The following is a 22018-nucleotide window of genomic DNA, read 5'->3' on the forward strand; positions in this document are numbered from 1 at the left end:
GTATAATTTAATAAACCTTTACTAGTAGATACATTATGAATGGATGCTTGTTAATTTTACTGACTGCCTTTCTTTTCCCCTTTTCGGTTACCTATGCCGCAGATGATTTTATTGATAGAGTCACGACAACCATCAAACAATGTTATGCCAAGCAAAGCAATAAAGAAGATGGCATTACATTAGCTCAATGTATAAGCGGGCAATTAGAGAAGATGCCGAATCCTGAGAACTACATCGTCAATCTGGAGGGTAAAGATCCTCATCACATGACGCTTTATCTTTATAATCCCAAAGGGTTCCGTATTATTTGCGCGGTCACTGCCAATGAAACCCTGGAAATTAATAATTGCCAGGCATACAAAACCAAGCCCCTTAATTCAGAACAACAACTGTCGATTGATCCCAATCAATTACAAAACGCGCCTTGACAAATACTCTCGTAATCAAGCTGCAATAAATCGGCAAATTTTAGCAATCATGTCAACTTGAAAAAAACAGATTCATCCCTACCTATTTATTACACAGATTAATTACGGTAAGGAGAAAGTTATGAATGGTTTGAAACGTGATTATTTTCCCATCAGCAAAGATATCAATAATCTGCTAGAGCATTTCTTCAAGGGACAGACCGATGCTTCCTTTGTGGATACCGGCACTTGGGCTCCAGCAGTGGATATCAAAGAAGAAAAAGATCGCTTCCTGGTCGTCGCGGATATTCCTGGCGTCAAATCCGAAGATATTCATATTTCCCTTGAAAATAATCTATTGACGATTCAAGGAGAGCGGTATTTTGAAAAAACAGAGGGAAAAGAAGGTTATTCGAGAATAGAGCGTTCGCAAGGACAGTTTTATCGCCGTTTTAGCTTGCCCCAATCTGCTGATGAATCGAACATCAGCGCTAAATGCAAACAGGGCGTGCTTGAAGTAATTATTCCCAAGCGAACCACGCCTAAAGAAAAACGCATAGAGGTAAAAGTGGAAGACTAAGCGGAACCGGTATGCGCCGGGAGCAATCACGGCGCGCAAAAAAGATTCTGGTATACTTATTTCTTCCGAAACAATAAAGCGATATCAATAGAGTCAAATGAAAAATGGCTGTTGCAGAAATCGCAGCTGATATTAATCTGGCCCTGCTCGGCTAAGAGTTTATTGGCCTCTTCTTCGCCAAGAACGACTATTACCTGTTTCATTTTTTCCTGACTGCAACGGCATTTAAATTGAGTCGCTTTCTCATCAAATAAGCGCAACTCTGTCTCATGATAAAGCCTGTAAAGCAATGTCTGGTTATCCAGGGTTAAAAGCTCATTCTCACTGACTGTCTGCCCTAGATGAACAGCATATTCCCAGAACTGCTCGCGTTGCAGGCTATCCTGACCTGGCATCAGCTGTAAAAGCATGCCAGCCGCCCGTTCTTCATTCACTGCCAGCCACACCCGAGTGGCAACCTGCTCTGACTGGGCAAAATAATGGGTCAGATTTTCACTCATGGAAGTAGCAAGAATGGGAACCACGCTTTGATAAGCCTGAGTGTTATGATACTGATTGATAGTGAGCACCATTTGGCCTTTCAAAAAAGCTTCGGCATAATCCGCTATTTCAAGATTCTCCTGAAACTTGGCAAATCCTCTTAAATTGAGTTGATGATCGCACTGGACCAATAACAGGGGCAGACGTTTGTCACCCTGAAACTGCAGGCTTAAATCACCCTCAAATTTAATACTGCCTGATAACAGTAAACAGGATACTAATGCCTCACCCAACAAATATTTAACCATTTCCGGATAAGCATGTTGGTTCATTATGGTCCGATAGGTTTCATGGAGATGAGCAATTTGCCCCCGAATACTGGCATGCTCAAATATAAAACTCTGCAAACTATCCAATTTTTTTCTCACTCATTAATTATTCATATTTCGCGAAAAAAAACGCTTTTTTTCCGCTCAGGCATTAAATGTTGTTAATTCTAACACATTTATGATTGTTTGCTCAGGCTTGTCAGGCGATAATTCCTCTTTTGATTTTGGATTGTGGTATGTTAAATCCTCAGCAAATGGCTGCCGTGCGCTATATAGACGGGCCATTACTTGTATTGGCTGGCGCAGGTAGCGGCAAGACCCGGGTTATTACGCAGAAGATTGCCTATTTAATTGAAGAATGCGGTTATCAGGCCCGCTCCGTCTTCGCAGTAACATTTACGAACAAAGCAGCCAACGAGATGCGCTCCCGGGTGAACTCGGTTTTATCTGCCCACCATCGTCGGGGTCTTAAGGTCGCCACCTTTCACACCCTGGGTCTGACCATGATTAAAAAGCATGTAAAGCTTTGCGGTTTAAAATCGGGCTTCTCTATTCTCGACAGCGAGGATTGTCTGCAATTATTTCGTAATTTTCTGCCACCGGGTAAAAGCAATGACCGAGATTATCTGGCACAAATACAACAGCAGATTTCGCGCTGGAAAAATGAGTTGTTAAAGCCCGAGCACCTGAGCAGTAAAACGCCGGACACCCCCATTTTTCTTGAGGCACTTCCCATTTACGAACGCTATCAAATTTCATTACGAGCCTATAACGCTGTCGATTTTGATGATTTGATATTATTGGCTGTTAATCTTTTGCTTGAACATGAGGAAGTAAAAGATTACTGGCAAAATCGGGTTCGTCATTTACTGATTGATGAATACCAGGACTCCAATCTCAGCCAATATCTGTTGGTCAAACTGCTCACTGGCATTCGCGCACAATTTACGGTCGTGGGCGATGATGATCAATCTATCTATGCATGGCGAGGTGCGCGGCCTGAAAATCTGGCTCAGTTACAACGTGACTATCCGCAGCTTAAAATCATTAAACTGGAACAAAATTATCGTTCTACGGGCAGAATTCTGCATGTCGCCAATACTCTTATTGCCAATAATTCTCACTTATTCGACAAAACCCTGTGGAGCGAACTGGGTTATGGGGAAATGCTGCGCGTGCTTTGCTGTAAGGATGAGCAAGATGAGGCTGAACAGGTTATTGCTGATTTGATAAGCCATAAATTACGTCATGGTAAACAATATGGCGATTACGCCATATTGTACCGCGGAAACCATCAGTCACGTGTTTTTGAAAAATTACTCCGCCATCATGGCATTGCCTATCGTATAAGCGGCGGCCAATCCTGGTTCGCACGAAGCGAAGTGAAGGACATTTTTGCCTATTTGAAATTACTCTGTAATCCTCAGGATGATGCTGCGTTTCTTCGTGTCATCAATACTCCCAAACGAGGAATTGGGGAATCAAGCCTGGACGCCCTTGGGAATTATGCCCAAAACCGTGGCGAAAGCCTTTTTTATTGTTCAGACCATTTGGCTTTGTCTGAACTGTTGGCTGAAAAACCGCGTCAGGCTTTGCAACAGTTTAAGCAATGGATGCTGGGAATTAACAAACGGCTCGAAAGTCAGGCGGTAGCGGAAACGCTCCGTGAGATGGTTGAGGAATCCGGATATGAAGCTTACATCTATGAACAATGCGATACTCCTGCGAAGGCGCAGAAGCGAATGGAAAATATCTGGGAGTTGCTGGATTGGATAGACCGTTTATTAAATAAAGATCCCGAAAAAAATCTGGTAGATATCATTAATAAATTAATCCTTATCGATATTCTCGAACAGGGTGATGAACAAGACAAGGAAGCTGTTCAGCTGATGACTTTGCATGCATCAAAAGGTCTTGAATTTCCCTTTGTTTATTTGGTAGGCATGGAGGAAGATTTATTGCCTCACCGGGTGAGTATTGACGAAGATCAGATTGAGGAAGAGCGTCGTTTGGCTTATGTTGGAATTACCAGAGCGCAGCGCGAGCTTTGTCTTAGTCTTGCCAAACAAAGACGGCGTGGCGGCGAAGTACAGGATTGCCAGCCCAGCCGCTTTCTTGAGGAATTACCTGTCGACAGCATTGAGTGGTTTGGCAAATCGGGTGAAAAAAATGAAGAGCGAGCGAAAGCAGTTGCTAAATCACACTTAACGGCTTTGAAAAACATGTTGACGAATTAAGCCTGTTAAAGCCCTTGCATTGAACCGTCCGGCCAGTTTGTTCATTTAAGGGCTTCCCTAGCCAAAAAAAACCCGATATAATCGAAAGACTAATAAACTATTAGCGCAGAACAAATGCTATTTGGAAACTTCTCCACATACATCATTTCTTTCATTATTATCGGCTGAAAAGCCGACTATCTACCTACACCTTAAAATTTTATCTAATTCCTGAAAACCTCCGAAAGTGAGCGAGAAGATGAGCTTTTTTAAATTACGGCCTTTTTTAATGTGGCTTTTTCCTTTAGCATTTTTTACTTATCAATTCATCCTTCGCCTATGGCCGGGCTTGATGATGCAACCCATCATGACCCGTTTTTCCATAGATGCCAGTGAATTTGGCGTTCTTGCGGCCCTCTATTATTATGGCTATGCCGGCATGCAAATTCCTGTGGCGATGATGCTTGAGAAATGGAGTGCCCGCTATGTGATTTCCGGACTCGCCATACTATGTGGTTTCGCAACGCTGCTCTTTAGTTTTACCTCTAACTGGTATCTGGCTTGCTTAAGCCGCTTCCTGATTGGAGCTGGCTCAGCGGTGGGTTTTCTGGGTGTTTCCAAGATCATTTCAGAATGGTTCCCTGCCTCTCAATATTCCAGAATGATAAGTTTCTCATTTACATTAGGATTAACAGGGGCCATCTATGGCGGTAAACCAGTGAACCAGCTGATTGAATCCCAGGGCTGGCAATCGGTGGCTTTAGGCTTGTCATTATTCGCAATCGTTTTAGGCTGCGGCATCTTTTTACTGCTTCGCTCAAAGACTTCAGCAGGCATCACTAATACATCGGGCAGTTTCAATCGTCGTCAATTCAAATCCTTACTTAAATCGCCTTTTATCTGGTTTCTGGCATTTGCGAACTTCATGATGGTTGGGGCACTCGAGGGATTTGCCGATGTGTGGGGCGTTTCTTATTTGATGAGCGCCTATCATTTTGATAAAAGCCAGGCCGCCCAGCTCATGTCTTTTATTTTCATTGGAATGCTGGTCGGCGGCCCATTGCTGGCCATGCTTGCACGTAAAGCAGGAAATTTTTCAATCATCGCTTTCTGCGGAGTAGGCATGGCCGCTGCTTTGTTCTGGCTCCTTAATTCAACCTCTTTGACCCATTTTGAATTAAAACTTTTACTTTTTGTGATTGGCGTTCTTTGCTGTTATCAGGTGATTATTTTTTCAGCCGGAGCAGACCTGGTGAAGCCGGAGTTACTGGGTGTTAGTGTTGCATTTTTAAATTGCATTAATATGCTGGGGGGATCTTTTTTCCATACTGTAATAGGTCAGTTGATGGAAAAAGAGTCCATTACCCAAGCGGGGAAAACCGTGTATAACCTGGCAACGTTTCAAAGCTCACTGAGTATTATCCCGCTTTGTGCCTTGCTGGGTGTTGTTTTAGTGGCTGTGTTGGCTTATAAAGCGTCACGGGCAGATCAATTGAAAATCGCCGCTGGAATATAGTCCTTAAGAAAGCAAAGAGAGGTTAAATCAACCCTCTCCCTGACCCTCTCCCAAAGGGAGAGGGGATTTTTTCTAAAGTCCTCTCTCCCTCTGGGAGAGAGTTAGAGAGAGGGGTCTTTCAGTTGAGCTATGCTCACTGCTCAAAAAGCTATTTCTTCAATTTGCGCTATCTCGGAAGGCATCAGTAAAAAATTGCCGATATCCAGGTCCTCTTTCATATGTTGCAGACTGGTTGTACCAGTAAGCGCAAGAATGCCTATATCCAGGGCAAACCGAAAAATCATCTGAGCCAGTGTTGTATTGTACTTTTTACATAAGAGATGAAGCTTAGGATTTGCAAGATACTGATAATTGGCAGTCAGCAAAGAGAATCCCTGATAGACGCAGGATTTTTCATCACAGAACTGTCTAATCTCCCTGTCCCACAATTTCACAGCAAAACAGCGATTCTGAACAAAGCGAGGCTTTATTGCAGCTCGCTGGTAGAGTGCCTTAAATTGAGCAAAATTGACATTGGAAATCCCCAGCATGCGGACTTTTCCTTCGCGAGCCAGTTCCTCCATTGTAGTCCAGACCTCCCAATCCTGCTCAGTTAAGCCCTGCCCGGAATAAGGGCCATGCAGAATATAAGAGTCCAGATAATCAGTCTTTAAATGTGAAAGGGAGCTTTCCAGCGATTGCCGGACCTGATTCGCATAGGAGTCACTTTCATCATAAGGTTTTCGGTGATCCTGTCCCTCTGCATAGGTGTATTTGCTCTGTAAAAACAGACTTTCACGACTTTGTCCAGACTCAATCAAAAACTGACTAATTCCGAGACCAACCCCTTCTTCATAATAGTGTCTGCGCTGATTAGCTGTATCAATACCAGTAAAACCAGCTTTCAAAGCCTGGTAACACAGCACTTCGGTCTGCTCTTCCTTCCAGGCAGTGCCGTATAGAATCGATGGCAGCAATTTGTCCTGATTCATGATTCATTCCTTTATCAATGCTATCTATTTATTATATTATGCAGAATGAATGAACAATAAGTTTTAATCCGAAATAGTATGTCTTCATCCCCTGACCTGATTGTAGAAAATACCAAACGCTGGATAGAAACCTTTATTATCCCTCTTAATCTTTGTCCTTTTGCAAAACGCGAAATGAAAAAACAAACCGTCAGATTTCAGATTGTTGAAGTGGATAATATGGCCGAAGCCCTGCAGTGTTTACTCGATGAACTTCATCTGCTGGAAACTAAGCAGATGATTGAAACCAGTTTTCTAATTTTCCCGCAGCAATTTGAGGACTTTTTTCATTATCTGGAATTACTTGAGCGTGGAGAGTTATTAATTCAGCAAGAAGAACTCGAAGGTATTTTTCAGTTGGCAAGCTTTCATCCAGATTATTATTTTTCAGACACCTCAAGCGATGATGTTACTAATTTTACCAATCGCTCGCCTTATCCCATGCTCCATATTTTACGTGAAGAAAGCCTGGAGAAAGCGATAGACGGTTATGGTGATACTGAATCAATTCCTGTAAATAATATCCGCTTGTTAAGAAAACTGGGCCTGGATACAGTGAAGAAGATTATTGACGGATCTGAAGTTTTTAAAAAGATGGAGTGATTTGCTGGAGAAGCCCCCTCCGCTACGCGGCCCCCCATTATTTTGTCTTTTCCGCGAAGGCGGGAATCCATTCCTCAGTCGGCATTATAGCTAAATCGGAGATGGGTCCCCGCCTTCGCGGGGACGACAGTTAATATACAACTGAGCTTAACTTAAGGGAGAGGAGAAATCCTTATGGCTGACTGCGATCGACCCTAAGAGATTAATGTACCCCACCCTTTTCGCGGGCTTCCTGAACCATTGACAGCATCGCTTTTTCCACAATTTCAAACGAACGTTGCATGTGATCAAGCGTTTTGTGGCCATTCTCAATCAGTAATCTGACTTGTTTTTCAAACAACTCTTCAGGTTTTTTTAAGTTAGCTAATTCTTCAGGCTTGATATAGTTCAAGTTTTGCAAAGTTTTGACATTTAACTCTACAATTTCTTGCCAAGGAGCCTGAACCTTTTTAGCCATTTCAGTCCATTTTTCAAAATATTCTTGATTCATAACAGTCTCCCAATATGTTGCATTGCACAATAATAGATTAGATCCATCTTATAACGATGTCAAGAGATTGGAGTAATATTTTTTTGCAGTGCACCATTTAACTGGTCTTGAATATTTTCTGCCATTGAGAAACGAACTGCTGCATTTGCTGTTGCCATACAAGATTCGTTTGCTGGGCATTATTCAGATAGGGATTTGATTTCAGTGACGCCTGCATATTGGTGAAGAACTGCTCCAGCATATTAGCAAACAACTGATGCATCGGATGTCTCGCCAGTATTATTAACTGTCTTAGAACCTCAGGGGAAAGAAATTGTGTTGTTCCGCTTTCCATCTCCATGAAAATCTGCAGGAGAGTACTGTTGGTGATGTCCTGATTGCTTGTTGAGTCCTCTACGCGAAAATCAATGCCCTCAATCACATACTGCTGCAATTCTTCGACAGTAATGTATTTACTTTTTTCCATATCGTACAGACGACGATTCTTGTATTTTTTTATCAGCCGGCTCATAAAGTCTCTCTTGCAAAATGGATGAGGTTAATACATATGCAAACCGCCATTAACACTCAGGTTAGCTCCTGTGAGGTAACGGCTTCTATCATCCAGTAAAAACTCCACAACCCAGGCAACTTCTTCTGGCTCCGCTAAACGCTTGGCAGGGATGAGTTCAATAATTGATTGCAGGATATCAGGACGTATTCCTTTCATTAAGCGAGTATTCACATAGCCTGGAGAAATACTGTTAACCGTCACATTTTTCAGCATCATCTCCTGGGCCAGACTTTTTGTAAATCCGTAAACCCCTGCCTTTGAGGCAGCATAGTTGGCTTGAGAAAACTGTCCCTTCTGCGCGTTTACCGATGAAATATTAACAATGCGCCCATAGGCTTGTTCACGCATGGAATCAACGACCTGGCGCGTCACGTTAAACATTCCATCCAGATTGACCCTTAACACTTCGTCCCATTGCTGCTTGGTCATTTTATGAAATACGGCATCCCGAGTAATTCCGGCATTATTAATTAATGCACTTACAGGACCAAACTCAGCTACAAGTGCATTGATGACATGCTGGCACTCATCAAAATCACAAACATTCATCCGGCGGAAAACAATGCTTTCAAAGCCTTCTTCATTTAAAGCGGCCTGCCATAATGGCCCTTCATCGGCAGCCATAATATCCAAAGCAACAACTGTTTTATATTTGGCATTGAGTGCTTTAGCAACGGCTGTACCAATGTCACCAGTACCCCCTGTAATCAATGCCATATTCTTTTTATCCATACTTCCTCACTCTTGATAGCTGACAAAGCTAAAAATACTCAATGGATTAAAAGCAGTCATTGCTAGAAAAACCCATTATAGTGAATGGCAAAACAGCTGCCATTCATTGTTATGACATGTACTGTCCGCCATTGATATCCAGATTGGAGCCAGTAATAAATCCAGATGTTTTTGCAGCCAGGAAAGCAACTGCTTCAGCGACCTCTTCAGGAGTTCCCAGACGTCCGACCGGAATATTTGCAACAATACTTTTCAAAACCTCTTCTTTCATCGCAGCAAGCATTGGGGTTTCGATATATCCTGGTGCGATAGTATTGACAGTAATCCCTTTATTGGCCACTTCCATCGCCAGGCTCTTGGTGAATCCAAATAATGCAGCCTTACTGGCAGCGTAGTTGCACTGGCCAAACTGCCCTTTTCGCCCATTGATTGAGGAAATGCTGATGATGCGCCCATAATTTTTTTCCAGCATACCCGGGAGCACATTACGCGTCATATTAAAGACGCTAGTGAGATTGGCGTCAATTACCTGCTGCCATTGTTGCGGAGTCATTTTTTTAAAACTGGTATCGACTGTAATACCGGCATTATTAACCAGTACATCAATATGACCATAGCGCTCGGTAACCAGAGCAACTAATTTTTCGCAGTCGGCATAATTGGCGATATCACCATAAACAATATCAATATCATGACCTGCTTCTTTTTGTTCCTGCTGCCAGCGTTTTGCTTCTTCGTGTTTTCCACCTTTATAGTAGCAGGCAATCACGTGGTAATTAGCTGCCAGACGTTGGCAAATGGCGGAGCCAATCCCACCGGTACCTCCAGTAACCAAGGCTATCATTTTGTCCATAAATGAAACTCCCTTCTGTTTTTAAACGAACACCTTTTACTTCAAAGGAAAATCCGTTTAATGTCAATGAAAATAAGCAAGACTGTTATGCACAGACTTGCCTAAACTCTTTAATTCCTTTATTTGATGATCCATCAATCAGGACCGCATCCTGCCATCCTGATTATTGTTCTTGCTTGAATTCTGACCTCATACTCGAACAGGCTTGGGCACATACGCTTTAATCTGTTGAGCAAACTGCTGTAAAACTTCCAAACCAGACTCCTCTGCCTGCTTGCACCATTGCTGCAAAGCTTCAACCAGCTCTTTCTGGGAAGAGGCGGTTTTAAGCCAAATATTTTGCAATGACTGGCGATAAGTATAGACCAATCTCAGCTTCTCGCGGCTGGCTAGCAGCGCATGCAGCCTGGACTTGGCTTTTGGAGACAGCAAACTGTCCTGGAGGCGGAGTAAACGGCCAGCTCGCTGAAACATTTTCTTCTGTGATTTGTCGCTGGCAACTACTGTTTTCTTTTCTGTCTTCAGAATAGGACGAACCACATGTTTGTAATAATGCGACATGACCTGAAAACGATTGCTGATAACTGCTTTAACCGTATCAAGGTCAACATGCAGTTTAGCAGCATCTTTACCGAGTTTGGGCGGCAGTTTTTTAACCTTGGCCAAGCCCAGAGCGGAAAGACATCGAATGTACAACCAGCCAATATCAAACTCCCACCATTTCACGGAAAATTTGGCAGAAGAAGCGAAGGTGTGATGATTATTGTGCAATTCCTCACCGCCGATCCAAAAACCCCATGGGAAAATATTGGTCGCGGCATCATGGCATTCAAAATTGCGATAACCAAAGTGATGCCCCACGCCATTGATTACTCCTGCTGCATGAAAGGGAATCCATACCATTTGAATTGCCCAGATCGTAATTCCAGGAACTCCAAATAGCAGCAAGTCAATCAGAAACATTAATAAAATGCCTTTGGACGAAAAACGGCTGTAGATATTTCTTTCAACCCAGTCATTAGGCGTTCCATGGGAGTATTTGGCAACCATTTCCTTATCTTGAGAAGCTTCTTTGTACAGCTCGGCGCCTTCCCAGAGCACTTTCTTCAGTCCTAATACCTTGGGACTATGAGGATCCCCTTCGACATCGGTGGATGCATGATGCTTACGATGAATGGCTACCCATTGGGCCGTAACCATTCCGGTTGTGAGCCATAACCAGAAGCGAAAAATATGGCTGACGACAGGATGAAGGGTTAAAGCACGATGCGTTTGGTAGCGGTGCAAGTATAACGTAACACCTGCGATTGTTATCTGAGTTAAGATGAGAGTAGCAACAACATACCCCCAGAATGAAAGATTTAAAAGGCCATGAACCATGAAGCTCTCCTGTAATACTTACAGTAATAAATAGAAACGGGATAATCTATAATAAGGAAATTGAAATAATTATCCATTTTTATGGGTAGTTCTTAAGATCATAACATAATTTGCACAAATGCGCATTGCATCCTTACAGAATGTGAACGATAATTTAATTGATAATTTGTAAATGTTCCGAATTAAAACACTCTTATAATCCGAATTCGCATGGGCTCTATCAATGAATGATAAAATTCAACAGTTATTTCAGACTCTAATCCCTTTCCTGTTACTCGGAATAGCCATTTCCCTGTTAGTTGGTCTGTTCATCATGTTCTCCTATGTCCTGGTTTGGGGAATCCTGATTGGTGGAACTTTATGGATTTTTGCAATGATTAAACGACTTATTTTCCCCTCCAAAAATGTAGCGAAGACATCGGGGCGGATTATTGAACACAAAGATCATGATTGATGCCTGAATTACCCGAAGTAGAAACCACACGACAAGGACTTCTTTCCTGTGTCAGGAATAAACTGATACGGAATTGCATTGTCCGCTGCCAGCAATTGCGTGTGCCAGTCAATCCGCAATTTGCCGAGAGCTGTATTGGTCAGCGGATTGATACGGTTTCCCGGCGCGGTAAGTATTTACTGCTGCATTTATCTAATCAGGGATACATTCTTATTCATCTGGGTATGTCCGGCCATTTTCGTATAGTGCAGAACGGATTAGCGCCTGGAAAGCATGATCATATCGACATTGAACTGGATGACGGACAAATCCTGCGCTATAACGACACCCGCCGCTTTGGACTATGCCTTTATTCTGAAACTGAACCGGAATCACATCCATTACTGGCCCGCCTTGGCCCAGAACCTTTGTCAGAGTCATTTAGCCCAAATTATCTGTATCAGCAAAGCCGCAATCGTAAACAGGCGATCAAATCCTTTATTATGAATAATGATATTGTGGTCGGCGTTGGTAACATTTATGCCAGTGAGAGTCTGTTTATGGCTGGAATTCATCCTGCCAATGCTGCGAAAGCTCTGGACGAAAAGGATTATGAGCGATTGGTGGCTGCCATCAGGAAGGTTTTAACGCAGGCACTGGCCGCAGGAGGAACCACCCTTAAAGACTTTATTTCACCTCATGGCAAACCCGGCTATTTCGCCTTTGATTTACAAGTCTATGGGCGAGAGAAACTGCCCTGTGTGAGCTGCTCCCAACCACTTCATAGTATTCGACTCGCCGGTAGAAGTTCGGCTTATTGCCCTTCATGTCAACCCCTTAAAAAGGAAGCTTAGAGGCTGATTGTTTTATACTTTCTCTATGGGCAATTCAAATAACTTGAAGTATTATCAGGATAACTTTTTTCCTTTTGAGCTTTTATGAAGATCAGCAAGCTGCGTACACTATGGATTTCCCTGGTTTCTGTGGGTTATACCGCGAATGCCTGCTCCAGAGCTATTTTTAAGAGTTGGCGGGGAAATATTACTCGTCCCTGGGTCGATCAGGTGATTCGTCACTGGTCTGATAAACTGCTTAAACTGATTGGTGTTCAATGCAAAATCATCAATCCAGGTAATGTGGCGCCCGTGGCAGGCAAGCCTACTATTCTTATGTGTAATCATACCAGTCTTTATGATATCCCTTTAGGCTTCAAAGCCTTCCCCAATCATTCGATTCGGATGCTGGCCAAAAGAGAACTATCCAGAATCCCTATTATGGGTAAAGGAATGGCCGCAGCGGAATTTCCGTTTATTGATCGGCATAATCGCCATCAGGCAATAAAAGATCTGGCTGAGGCCCGGCAATTAATGGAAAGCGGAATTGTCATTTGGATTGCGCCAGAGGGAACACGTTCCAAAAATGGCCGTCTGGCTGCTTTCAAAAAAGGGGCATTTATTACCGCCATTCAATCACAGGCAATGATTATCCCCATCGGGATTCGAGGCGCATACAATATTCTTCCCGCCCATACCATGCAATTCAATATAAACCAGACGGCTGAAATTCATATTGGCGAAGCCATTGATGCTTCACAATATACGATGGAAACCAGAGATGAGCTGGTAGAGCGTGTGCACAAAGTAATGGAACAATTAGTCGGCGAGAGCAGCAACTCCATACATGAGCCAGCTAATGAGTTAAACCATAACCTGTCGGAATCTGAGAAATAACCGAAGCCAGGCCTATTCTTCTGGGATCAGAGGCCGCAGAAATGATATTTCTTTCCCTGTCCCAGGTGATTGCCTGCATATCGCCATAGGGTTGAGCCAGGGGCATCAGTTGATAACCCATCTTCTTTAATTTCTCCTGAATTTGCAAGGAAAAGGCATCCGGTTCAAACTGCAGCCAGTCTGGCAAATACTGATGATGGAAACGCATTGCCGAAACCATGCTGATTGCCCCGCCATAATCATAGAACGCGAGAGTAGCCAAGAGAACCATTGTCGGAATACGGCTCCCGCCTGGGGTTCCGACAATCGCCAAACGCCCTGGCATTTCCAGAAAACTGGGCGTCATACTGGATAAAGGCCTCTTCCCAGGCTCAATCACATTCAGTTCACTGCCGACCAGACCATACACATTTTTCTGCCCGGGCTTGGATGAAAAATCATCCATCTCATCATTCAATAAGACGCCCGTTCCTTCAGCAACCACACTCGAACCAAAGATAAAATTGACAGTTAAGGTCGCTGATACCCGATTGCCCTCCTTGTCCAATATGGCAATATGCGTTGTATTTTTCCCACCATGAAAAAACCGGCTTTCGGCGAGGATGCTGCTGGGCGTTGCTTTATCAGGAGAAATAAACTGGCGCAGCTTTTTAGCTTCTGCGGCCGAAATGAGACGATCTATCGGTATTTTAACAAAATCAGGATCGGCAAGCATTTGGTTACCCTGCCAGAATGACAGGCGCATCGCCTCAACGAGATAATGAATCCATTGTGCACGGTCCAGCGACTCCAGAGGGAAGGCACTTAAAATATTAAGCATTGTCAATAATTCTATTCCACCCGCGGAAGGAGGCGGTGCTGTGATAATAAGCATATTATGATAAGCCCCTTGCAAGGGCTCACGTTCTTTAACCTGATAATTGCTCAAATCCTTAAGGGTCCAGATTCCCCCTGCGGCCTTCGCTCCTGCAACCAGTTTTTCTGCCACTTCGCCCTGATAGAACCCAGCATGACCTTTACTGGCTAACAAGCGAAGCGTTTTCGCTAACTCCGGCTGTTTCAGGCATTCGCCTACTGAATAGGGTCGGCCATCATGTAAATAGACCTTTGCAGTGGCCGGGTATTTTCGCATTTGCTCCAGGCGATCACTCATCGTTGAAAAATTGTAAAACTGTTGGTCAACAGGAAAACCGTTTTCGGCTAGTTGGATTGCCGGCGCAAGGCTTTCCGACAAGGGCAGTTTCCCATAATGCGAAGCAATGTAGGCCAATGCCGCCGGTTCCCCGGGAATAGCCGCTGCCAGTCCTCCATTAAGTGATAACTCAGGAATTACCTTGCCATTTTTATCCCAGAACATGGTCTTATGTGCAGCCAATGGAGCGACTTCGCGCCCATCGATTAATGTATTTTTTTTATCTTCTGCCCGGTGCAAGAGCCAGAAACCACCGCCTCCCAGACCGCTGTGATAGGGAGCAACTACAGCCAGTGCAGCACTTACAGCGATAACTGCGTCAAACGCATTACCCCCCTTTGCCAGGACCGCAAGGCCGGCATTAGTGGCCAGCGGATGAGCAGAGGCGATAGCATAGCCACCCGGTTTCTCCTGAACCGTTTTAGCATGGGAAAAACCACATGCCAACACAAGTAAAGAAGCAATCAGTTTCTTCATCGTCAGGCACTCTTCCTCTCAGCAAAGGCCTTTACAACGCAAGGGGGCACGAATTGAGAAATCTCGCCTTCTAAATTAGCGATTTCTCTTACTAAAGTGGATGAAATAAATAAGAGATTTTCTGATGGAGTCAAGAAAAGGGTTTCAATGTCCCTGCACAGCTTTCTGTTCATGCCGGCTAACTGGAACTCGTATTCAAAATCATTGACTGCACGAAGGCCGCGCAAAATAATGCCTGCTTTCTGTTCCTGTACGAAATCAATCAATAAGTTGTTGAAACCTACCACAGAAACACCGGGAATGTCTTTCAGGGACTCTCTCAATAGCTCAATTCGGACATCCAGCGGAAAATACGGTTTTTTAGCTTCATTACCAGCCACAGCAACGATTAATTCCGGAAAAATAGTCGCTGCTCTACTGATGATATCGACATGGCCACAGGTTACAGGGTCAAAAGTACCGGGATAAACTGCTCGTTGTTTCATAATGATTGTCTTGATTGCAAGTTGTTTCAGTCTAGCGTATTGTATTCGAAAAGACTATCCATATCTTCCTGGTCATTGGACACAGCCAATTCTTCTAAGGAACATGCAATGAATGCATTTAAGTATCTGGGATTACTATCACTCGTTTGTCTTACTGCTTGCGCGCCAAAACCGCCAGCTACAGAAATATCACCCGACCAGTTAGCCGCAGCTGAACCTCCGCCCACGAGCACGCCTCTTGCGCCTTCAGCATCCGAAACAACACTCAACGCCACTGGACAAAAAGCCCAGAACACAAAAGCAGCAATATCAGAGCAAAATACCAAGGCAGGAAAAACGGACACCAGCGTTACAAAAACAGCAGCGAATGGAATCTCTTCATGGGAAATTTCCGGGGCTATGGCTGCCCGAAGCAAAAACAAGGCATGGAGTGCTTCAGTTAACTGGGTTCAACGCGGGATAAGTAATTATCAAATCAGGCTTTTTGGCCCGCTGGGCAGCGGAACAGTGCTCATTCAGAAACAGGGTGGGCAGGTCAGCTTCCGCGACGGACCGAAATCAGCTACATCCAGTAATGCTGAGCAGCTTTTACTACAGCAAACGGGTGTCCGCTTACCCGTGACCAGCCTTTATTATTGGGTACGCGGCGTTCCTGCACCCGGTAAAGTACAAACAGCCGTCAAGGATCCTTCCGGTTATTTAACGCTGCTGCGGCAAGGAGGCTATACCATTCAATATCTGGGCTATACCAAATCTGGCAATGCCTATTTGCCCAGCCAGATAAAACTTCAGGGAAATGGGGTCTTTATCAAGTTTGTGATTAAACGCTGGAGAGTCTAGCCCTCACTGCAGAATTCTGCATTACGTGTAAGTGAAGATCTTGACTTAATACGCTATTTACCTACGTCCTAGGCTATTTACCTACGTCATACGCTATTTACCTACGTCACCCGACTTGTTCGGGTGATCCAGCTTACTCAAACGACGGGAGTGTGGATGCCCCGGACTAGCCGTGCACGTAGGCCGGAGTGGGTTAAAGACTATTCGCTTTTTCTTCCTCGGTCTTCTATAGTTTTCTGACAACAAGAAAATTTTTTAAGGTATCATTGACATCGATGCGTTTTATCTGCAAAATACGCAGCACATTGTAGCGAAGCGCTCAATGTCTCAATGAAGGATCTTAAAGTTTATTGGGGTGTCGCCAAGTGGTAAGGCACAGGGTTTTGATCCCTGCATACCTAGGTTCGAATCCTAGCACCCCAGCCATTTTCTTGTTGATTCAAGTAAACAGACGGCAGAAGATAACCGGGAAGGATGCGTTCACCGGATCGCTAAAATAATAATTATATCTTTCTGGCTGTCTTCTGCTATGTGTTTAAGTTAACTGATTTAACTAATCGAAGGCTTGTTACACATGTCGACTATGATGCTCTTTACCGGCAATGCTAATCCAGAATTAGCTCTCAATATTGCTACACACCTGCAAATACCTATTGGCCAGGCCACAGTCGGAACTTTCAGCGATGGTGAAACTATGGTTGAAATTCTCGAAAATGTCCGCGGCAAGGATATTTTTGTCATACAATCAACCTGCGCTCCAGCAAATGATAATCTGATGGAGTTGCTAACAATGGCGGATGCCTTACGGCGCTCATCCGCTGGGCGTATCACCGCAGTAGTTCCCTATTTTGGCTATGCCAGGCAGGATAGACGCGTCCGTTCCGCCAGAGTTCCCATCACGGCCAAAGTGGTTGCGGATATGATGGCTTCCGTAGGTATCTGCCGTGTATTGACGGTTGACCTGCACGCTGATCAAATCCAGGGTTTTTTCTACATGCCAGTGGATAACGTCTATTCTACCCCCATACTTCTCGACGATATCAAACAGCAGAATCTAAGTAAATTGATGGTTGTTTCTCCCGATGTGGGTGGTGTAGTTCGTGCCAGAGCGATGGCCAAGCGGCTCAATGATGCGGAGCTATCAATCATTGATAAACGACGAAGTGGTCCTAACAAATCGGAAGTGATGCACATTATCGGTGAACCGAATGGAAAGAACTGTCTCATTATTGATGACATTGTAGATACCGCAGGAACTCTTTGTTCTGCAGCCCTTCAGCTCAAACGTAATGGTGCAATCAGTGTAAGAGCCTATATCACTCATGCTGTGCTTTCCGGTCCCGCAGTGGATAATATTGTCAATTCATCCCTCGATGAAGTTGTAGTTACTGACACTATCCCGCTATCCGAAAAAGCCAAACAATGTCCAAAAATCCGCATAGTCAGTTTGGCCGATATGCTTGCCCAGGCAATCAAGCGTGTCAATGTGGAAGAGTCTGTCAGCTCCATGTTTGCAGATTAAGCCTTCAGTTGGATTGCTTATCAGCATCTGTCATGATGAAAAAACTTATCGAGGCAGATGCACTCATCATCTCATATATTCACATCACTTAAACAACTAATAAAATAATTATTCACTTTAATTTTAAATTAACAGATAATTCTTGAACACTCAGAGTCTGTGGAAATCAGAGCGTTTCTGGATTGACATGATTGATTATCAGTTGGAATTAAAAAAGCTAAATCAACTTATCAAAGATGCTGAAATTGGTGTACTGCCTATTACACAAACGCGGCTTGCCACTCTATATGATACTCGCTCCATGCTCTGCCTGTATCTTTACATTAACCCCTCTACTTCCATTTCTCAAATTCGTAAGCTACCTCTCCCTGCCAACTTTAGTATTGATAAAAGCGACAATGATCCACAAAAGCTTAAGCAACAGTTAGAAATACAAATTAACCGTAATCTTGGAATTTACAGCGATTTGGATTTAGTTAAATACATGCTTCTTCAGCTTCATCCTTTTACCAGCAAAAATCCGGTCTTCGCTGAATTTTTTGAAACATTGGAAAAATATACGGTATTGGAAAATAAAGAACTGGCAGATAATCTTATTTCCTTTGGCAACTACATGGTTGAGTGCTTAAAATCAAATGAGGCCTTTAGCTATGAAGAGCAGCATGTGATCCTGAATCTGGCGCAAATCTGTAAAAATCGTCGTTTTTTTCAGGAGAGGCGCTATTTATGGCCTTTCGAGGAATTACACCCCGATCCTAACGATCTTGAAAGTCCATTCAATGCGAGAAACGTTCGCCCTCCTCTTCACCGCTTGCTACAAGCGGTCAGCTTTTCAATTGTCTATGTTTCGACAGGCTTTGGAGCAGGGCCAGGATTAGGACATACATTACTGCATTTAGGTGAGGATAAGGGTTACGTTCATATTAATGGGCTTTACAATTACCCAATTTACATCAGCGATGCGCATTTTCGCGATTTCTATCTGGATAAGTGGCAAAAAAGAGTGGTTGCTATTCAAAAGGTTCACGTTCCTAATCCGGATGCCGCTATGAACAAATTAGTTCAGCTATGCCAAACAACCTGGCTCTGGGGTGGTCCTTTACATAATTGTTTTCATTTTTGCAAACAAGTGCTTTTGGCAGGAGGCGCTTCTCTGAAAGAGATTGAAGGACTCTGCGTTCCTAACCATCGTGTTCTACAGCAGGCCATAGTTGATTTTTCTCCTCTGGATCTAAGTCAATGGACGCCGCCAGACTATGCACAGTGTCATGAGTCAGATTCCAATCTACAGCTATTTAAATGCAGACCTATTCAGGAGTGGACCATTAATCCTCAGCAAAGAGGAGAACTTGTGGAACAAATGATTACCCATTTAGGTAATCTTTATGTATGGCAAAAGCCCTTGCAGAAAGCTCGCTTAACAGCCAAATTAGAAGCAGTTAATAATGAAATTGAAAAGTCTGTTTCTCCCCCAGAAGGTTCCTTTTCGAAAAGAGAACGAATTATACAAAAGATGGAACAAGTCGACAGATATACTGCAAGGGTAGTGGTTCGCAGCCTGATAGAAAAAATACTTTCAAACAGCTGGCCCTTAAAATTATGGGGCGGCACGGTGATTAATATCGTACCTCCTGAAGGAGGGGAAACGATCCAAAAGACTATTCCCAGAAATATGGCGAAAATGATTTCCATTTATCAAAAGCATCTGCAGAAAGGCAGTGTCGACTATATTAATCTACTCAATGAAATCTGCTTTATTGGATATATGGCCAGCCTTGAAAATAATAATAAATGGACGGCATATAAAGGAAGACATAGTTTGACCAAGGATTTTTACCAGTTGTTTAATCAGATGATTAAAGCGAACACCGATTTTAAGAATCATGCGAAAACGGCTGATACTGAACAATATAAGGGGCTGGAAGCTTAATCAGTAAAGAATGAGAGGGAGATACTTGTGCTTCATCAAGACTACCTTCGTTTTTAAATCTGTAGTCTTGATGAAGCACCTGCATAATCGTGGAATAACATCCGGATCCGGTTGAATGGAGGCGGATGGGATTCTACTGATTAGTCCCGTGTACCTACATATTTGTCATCGAAATAACGGCGCAGCTTGGTTCTTAAAGTACCTCGGCTGATTCCGAGCATTACAGCAGCACGTGATTGATTATATTTACAATGTTCCATAACTGCTTTGAACAATGGTGTTTCAATTTCTTCCAGAACAAATTGATATAGATCAACAGGATCAGTGCCCTTCAGCTCGGAGAAATATTTCTGTACAGATTGAGTCACACATGCTGCCAGTGACGAAGTTGTATCGCCGGCTTCACTACTGATTGTTGTCATTATTATTAACTCCTCCTTAGAAAAACAGCATCTTACCCAATTGGGCAATTCCTGACAAGTATAGGTTTAGTAATTTGCGCTTTAAACGTATGAAAAAGCAGTTTTTTAGCATAATTTTGGATCAAGTTATTGATTTAATTATGAAAAGAGTGATCCGCACAGGGATCACTCTTTAAAAAGATCAAAACTTCAGCATAGCAGGGTTAAATGGCTTGGTATTCACCACAAATTGTCCCTGATTGAGACTCAACTCAATAACATAGTCATTGCCTTGCTGTACTAACAGTCCGGATTGCAGCATAGAGGCAATTTGTTGATCCGTCAGAGAGGCAGCCTGCTGGGTTACGTCAGGGGTTGTTGCCGCAGTAGTAGCGGTTCCGCTCTGTGCCTGAGCATTTTGTATCTGCTGAACAATTTCCTGTTGGGCAGCTTGAGATCCCAAACGTTGCTTGTTAGTTTGAGTCATCAGCTTCTTAAGGATGGGAGCGGGTATTTTCAATTTGCCATTCCCCTGGACCTTTTGCATCACCTCAAAGGGGTTACCCATTTCGCCCTTGGGCAAGCTTACCAGTAGGTTACCTTCAACCGTTCCTTCCGGCATAGCGAAACTCAGTTCAGAAATTTCAAACTCTGCACCACGGGAAAATAACTTGGGTAGATCAGGCAGCATCGCCATGATAGCCTGTTGCTTTTCCTGTTCAGTTCCCTGCTGTGCCTGCTGAACTTGCTGGTTAAGTTTGGCTAGTACATTGGCATCCAGATTTCTTAACGCCACTTCAAAATTACCAGGACCATAGCTCTGATCTTCGATCAGCATTTTGTTCAGAGAGACTTTGAAATGTGAATTGAATAAATCACCATCAATATCGCTGCTGGAATACATGTCCAGGCCATCAAGCTGGAATAGATTGGCTGTATCGGCTTTTACAGATACTGAAGGAAATGAAATGCTGGCGTCACCGAAGTATAAACCGTTATCCGCTTTGTACAGATTGTATTCTGAACTGATTTCACCTACTGTTCCGGTTACTTTAGCGTCTTTTTTAGCAAAGCGCATTCCATCAATTGTGATATCCCCTTTAACCTTGTCAACGTTTGAAGTGATGGTCATTGCACTGTTCATACCCAGCCATTCAAACTCTCCGCCGCCTTGCTGAGCCACCATTTTAAAGGCCGGCACTTCCATTTTTACCCGGCTATTATTTAAATAATTTACAAACAGGCTTAATTTAAGCTCCGGGGCTGTGGAATCAGCTGTAAAGAATTGCTTGAACTGGGCCTGGGCTTCATCAGGCAATGGGATTGCAGTTTGCGCATACCCCAAACCAAAACGAACTCCTTTGTGGAAAATAATCGGGCCATGATACACAGTCAGGGGCATTTGTCCCTGGAAATCCTGGGCGGGAATTGTAACTGTCTGTCCGTCATCGCCTGTTTCTACACGCTCAGGAGCATGAAATTTCCAGTTTAATTTGGCGTCTGACTTAAATAGTCCTCGATGATACTCGGGAATATCAATAAATACATTAGCGGATTTGTTAACAATCGCAGCGTCTTTTTTTATGGTACGTTCGGTCATTACACCCATACCATAATACCCACCAAGGATTAGAGCGGCCAGTATCACCACCACTCCTAAAAGTTTTTTCATTATTATCTCCGTGTGTTAGTCCAACTCATCAGTTACAAAACTGAATAAAAGCTAGGGATAATTAAAACACGAGATTGCCTAACTAGCAAAAGAAATACGATAAAAACCCTTTAATTTGAACAGTCTGTGAAAATTTAAAAAGCTTGCAGGGAGAGATTGATTAATAAGACTGCCTGCTATGTGACGC

At 43.4% G+C, this 22018-nt stretch carries 22 protein-coding genes and 1 tRNA gene; 12 read left to right on the top strand and 11 right to left on the bottom strand.

Translation table 11 applies throughout. The features are described from left to right. Positions 1–35: 35 nt before the first annotated feature. A complete protein-coding gene (locus DYH61_RS13360; protein WP_058507218.1) occupies positions 36–428 on the top strand; it encodes a hypothetical protein in 393 nt (130 codons plus the stop codon). Between the two features lie 121 nt (positions 429–549). Next, positions 550–987 carry an Hsp20/alpha crystallin family protein gene (locus DYH61_RS13365; protein WP_058507217.1) on the top strand — a complete coding sequence of 146 codons (438 nt, stop codon included), beginning with the start codon at positions 550–552 and terminating at the stop codon, positions 985–987. A 56-nt stretch (positions 988–1043) separates the two neighbouring features. Here the strand turns inward: DYH61_RS13365 and hslO are convergent, their stop codons facing one another. After that, a complete protein-coding gene (gene hslO, locus DYH61_RS13370) occupies positions 1044–1895 on the bottom strand; it encodes an Hsp33 family molecular chaperone HslO (protein WP_058507216.1) in 852 nt (283 codons plus the stop codon). Positions 1896–2032: 137 nt separating this feature from the next. On the opposite strand from hslO, the gene DYH61_RS13375 reads away from it, so the two are divergent. Further along, entirely contained in the window at positions 2033–4033 is a 2001-nt protein-coding gene (locus DYH61_RS13375) for a UvrD-helicase domain-containing protein (protein WP_058507215.1), read from the top strand. A 238-nt stretch (positions 4034–4271) separates the two neighbouring features. Then, on the top strand, positions 4272–5528 hold the full coding sequence (locus tag DYH61_RS13380; RefSeq protein WP_058507214.1) for an MFS transporter: 1257 nt from the start codon (positions 4272–4274) through the stop codon (positions 5526–5528). A 140-nt stretch (positions 5529–5668) separates the two neighbouring features. On the opposite strand, the gene DYH61_RS13385 is transcribed toward DYH61_RS13380, so the two are convergent. Continuing rightward, positions 5669–6499 (bottom strand): aldo/keto reductase family protein, encoded by an 831-nt coding sequence (locus tag DYH61_RS13385; RefSeq protein ID WP_058507213.1) that lies wholly within the window; start codon positions 6497–6499, stop codon positions 5669–5671. 78 nt (positions 6500–6577) lie between these two features. Between DYH61_RS13385 and DYH61_RS13390 the strand changes: the two genes are divergently transcribed. Continuing rightward, entirely contained in the window at positions 6578–7141 is a 564-nt protein-coding gene (locus DYH61_RS13390) for a DUF1415 domain-containing protein (protein ID WP_058507212.1), read from the top strand. Positions 7142–7343: 202 nt separating this feature from the next. Here the strand turns inward: DYH61_RS13390 and DYH61_RS13395 are convergent, their stop codons facing one another. From DYH61_RS13395 to DYH61_RS13415, 5 genes are all read right to left on the bottom strand, one after another. After that, the gene (locus DYH61_RS13395; RefSeq protein ID WP_058507211.1) at positions 7344–7631 is read right to left on the bottom strand and encodes a phasin family protein; all 288 of its coding nucleotides are present in this window, start codon (positions 7629–7631) and stop codon (positions 7344–7346) included. A gap of 97 nt (positions 7632–7728) precedes the next feature. Continuing rightward, positions 7729–8142 (bottom strand): polyhydroxyalkanoate synthesis regulator DNA-binding domain-containing protein, encoded by a 414-nt coding sequence (locus DYH61_RS13400; RefSeq protein WP_058507210.1) that lies wholly within the window; start codon positions 8140–8142, stop codon positions 7729–7731. 27 nt (positions 8143–8169) lie between these two features. After that, the gene (gene phbB / locus DYH61_RS13405) at positions 8170–8916 is read right to left on the bottom strand and encodes an acetoacetyl-CoA reductase (protein WP_058507209.1); all 747 of its coding nucleotides are present in this window, start codon (positions 8914–8916) and stop codon (positions 8170–8172) included. Between the two features lie 109 nt (positions 8917–9025). Continuing rightward, positions 9026–9769, bottom strand: a complete 744-nt coding sequence (gene phbB, locus DYH61_RS13410) for an acetoacetyl-CoA reductase (protein WP_058507208.1) — start codon at positions 9767–9769, stop codon at positions 9026–9028. A 189-nt stretch (positions 9770–9958) separates the two neighbouring features. Beyond that, entirely contained in the window at positions 9959–11149 is a 1191-nt protein-coding gene (locus DYH61_RS13415) for a DesA family fatty acid desaturase (protein WP_058507207.1), read from the bottom strand. A 223-nt stretch (positions 11150–11372) separates the two neighbouring features. Between DYH61_RS13415 and DYH61_RS13420 the strand changes: the two genes are divergently transcribed. The 3 genes from DYH61_RS13420 (at position 11373) to DYH61_RS13430 (ending at position 13312) form a co-directional block, all read left to right on the top strand. Then, positions 11373–11603 (top strand): hypothetical protein, encoded by a 231-nt coding sequence (locus DYH61_RS13420; RefSeq protein ID WP_058507206.1) that lies wholly within the window; start codon positions 11373–11375, stop codon positions 11601–11603. After that, positions 11603–12436 carry a bifunctional DNA-formamidopyrimidine glycosylase/DNA-(apurinic or apyrimidinic site) lyase gene (gene mutM, locus DYH61_RS13425; protein WP_058507205.1) on the top strand — a complete coding sequence of 278 codons (834 nt, stop codon included), beginning with the start codon at positions 11603–11605 and terminating at the stop codon, positions 12434–12436. Before DYH61_RS13420 ends, mutM begins: the two co-directional genes overlap by 1 nt. Positions 12437–12520: 84 nt before the next feature. Further along, positions 12521–13312 (top strand): lysophospholipid acyltransferase family protein, encoded by a 792-nt coding sequence (locus DYH61_RS13430; protein WP_058507204.1) that lies wholly within the window; start codon positions 12521–12523, stop codon positions 13310–13312. Here DYH61_RS13430 and ggt read toward each other — a convergent pair. Together ggt and coaD are read right to left on the bottom strand one after the other, a co-directional pair. Then, positions 13272–14981 carry a gamma-glutamyltransferase gene (ggt, locus tag DYH61_RS13435; protein ID WP_058507203.1) on the bottom strand — a complete coding sequence of 570 codons (1710 nt, stop codon included), beginning with the start codon at positions 14979–14981 and terminating at the stop codon, positions 13272–13274. The two genes, DYH61_RS13430 and ggt, sit on opposite strands and share 41 nt — an antisense overlap. Positions 14982–14983: 2 nt before the next feature. Next, positions 14984–15466, bottom strand: a complete 483-nt coding sequence (gene coaD, locus DYH61_RS13440; protein WP_058507202.1) for a pantetheine-phosphate adenylyltransferase — start codon at positions 15464–15466, stop codon at positions 14984–14986. Between the two features lie 108 nt (positions 15467–15574). Here coaD and lolB point away from each other — a divergent pair, with 108 nt between their 5' ends. The 4 genes from lolB to DYH61_RS13460 all read left to right on the top strand — a co-directional run bounded on the left by lolB (position 15575) and on the right by DYH61_RS13460 (position 19758). Continuing rightward, a complete protein-coding gene (gene lolB, locus DYH61_RS13445) occupies positions 15575–16306 on the top strand; it encodes a lipoprotein insertase outer membrane protein LolB (RefSeq protein WP_083499187.1) in 732 nt (243 codons plus the stop codon). Between the two features lie 351 nt (positions 16307–16657). After that, positions 16658–16732: transfer RNA gene (locus tag DYH61_RS13450), tRNA-Gln, on the top strand. 148 nt (positions 16733–16880) lie between these two features. Further along, a complete protein-coding gene (locus DYH61_RS13455) occupies positions 16881–17828 on the top strand; it encodes a ribose-phosphate pyrophosphokinase (protein ID WP_058507201.1) in 948 nt (315 codons plus the stop codon). A gap of 187 nt (positions 17829–18015) precedes the next feature. Then, positions 18016–19758: a hypothetical protein gene (locus DYH61_RS13460; RefSeq protein WP_058507200.1), complete on the top strand. Its 1743-nt coding sequence runs from the start codon at positions 18016–18018 to the stop codon at positions 19756–19758. A 140-nt stretch (positions 19759–19898) separates the two neighbouring features. Here DYH61_RS13460 and DYH61_RS13465 read toward each other — a convergent pair whose 3' ends face one another. Both DYH61_RS13465 and DYH61_RS13470 read right to left on the bottom strand, forming a co-directional pair. Further along, a complete protein-coding gene (locus tag DYH61_RS13465; protein ID WP_058507199.1) occupies positions 19899–20180 on the bottom strand; it encodes a helix-turn-helix domain-containing protein in 282 nt (93 codons plus the stop codon). Between the two features lie 181 nt (positions 20181–20361). Then, positions 20362–21831, bottom strand: coding sequence for a YdgA family protein (locus DYH61_RS13470; protein ID WP_058507198.1), 1470 nt, complete (start codon positions 21829–21831; stop codon positions 20362–20364). Positions 21832–22018: the final 187 nt, after the last annotated feature.

The sequence above is a fragment of the Legionella quinlivanii genome (assembly GCF_900461555.1).
GTDB classification, from domain to species: Bacteria; Pseudomonadota; Gammaproteobacteria; order Legionellales; family Legionellaceae; genus Legionella_C; species Legionella_C quinlivanii.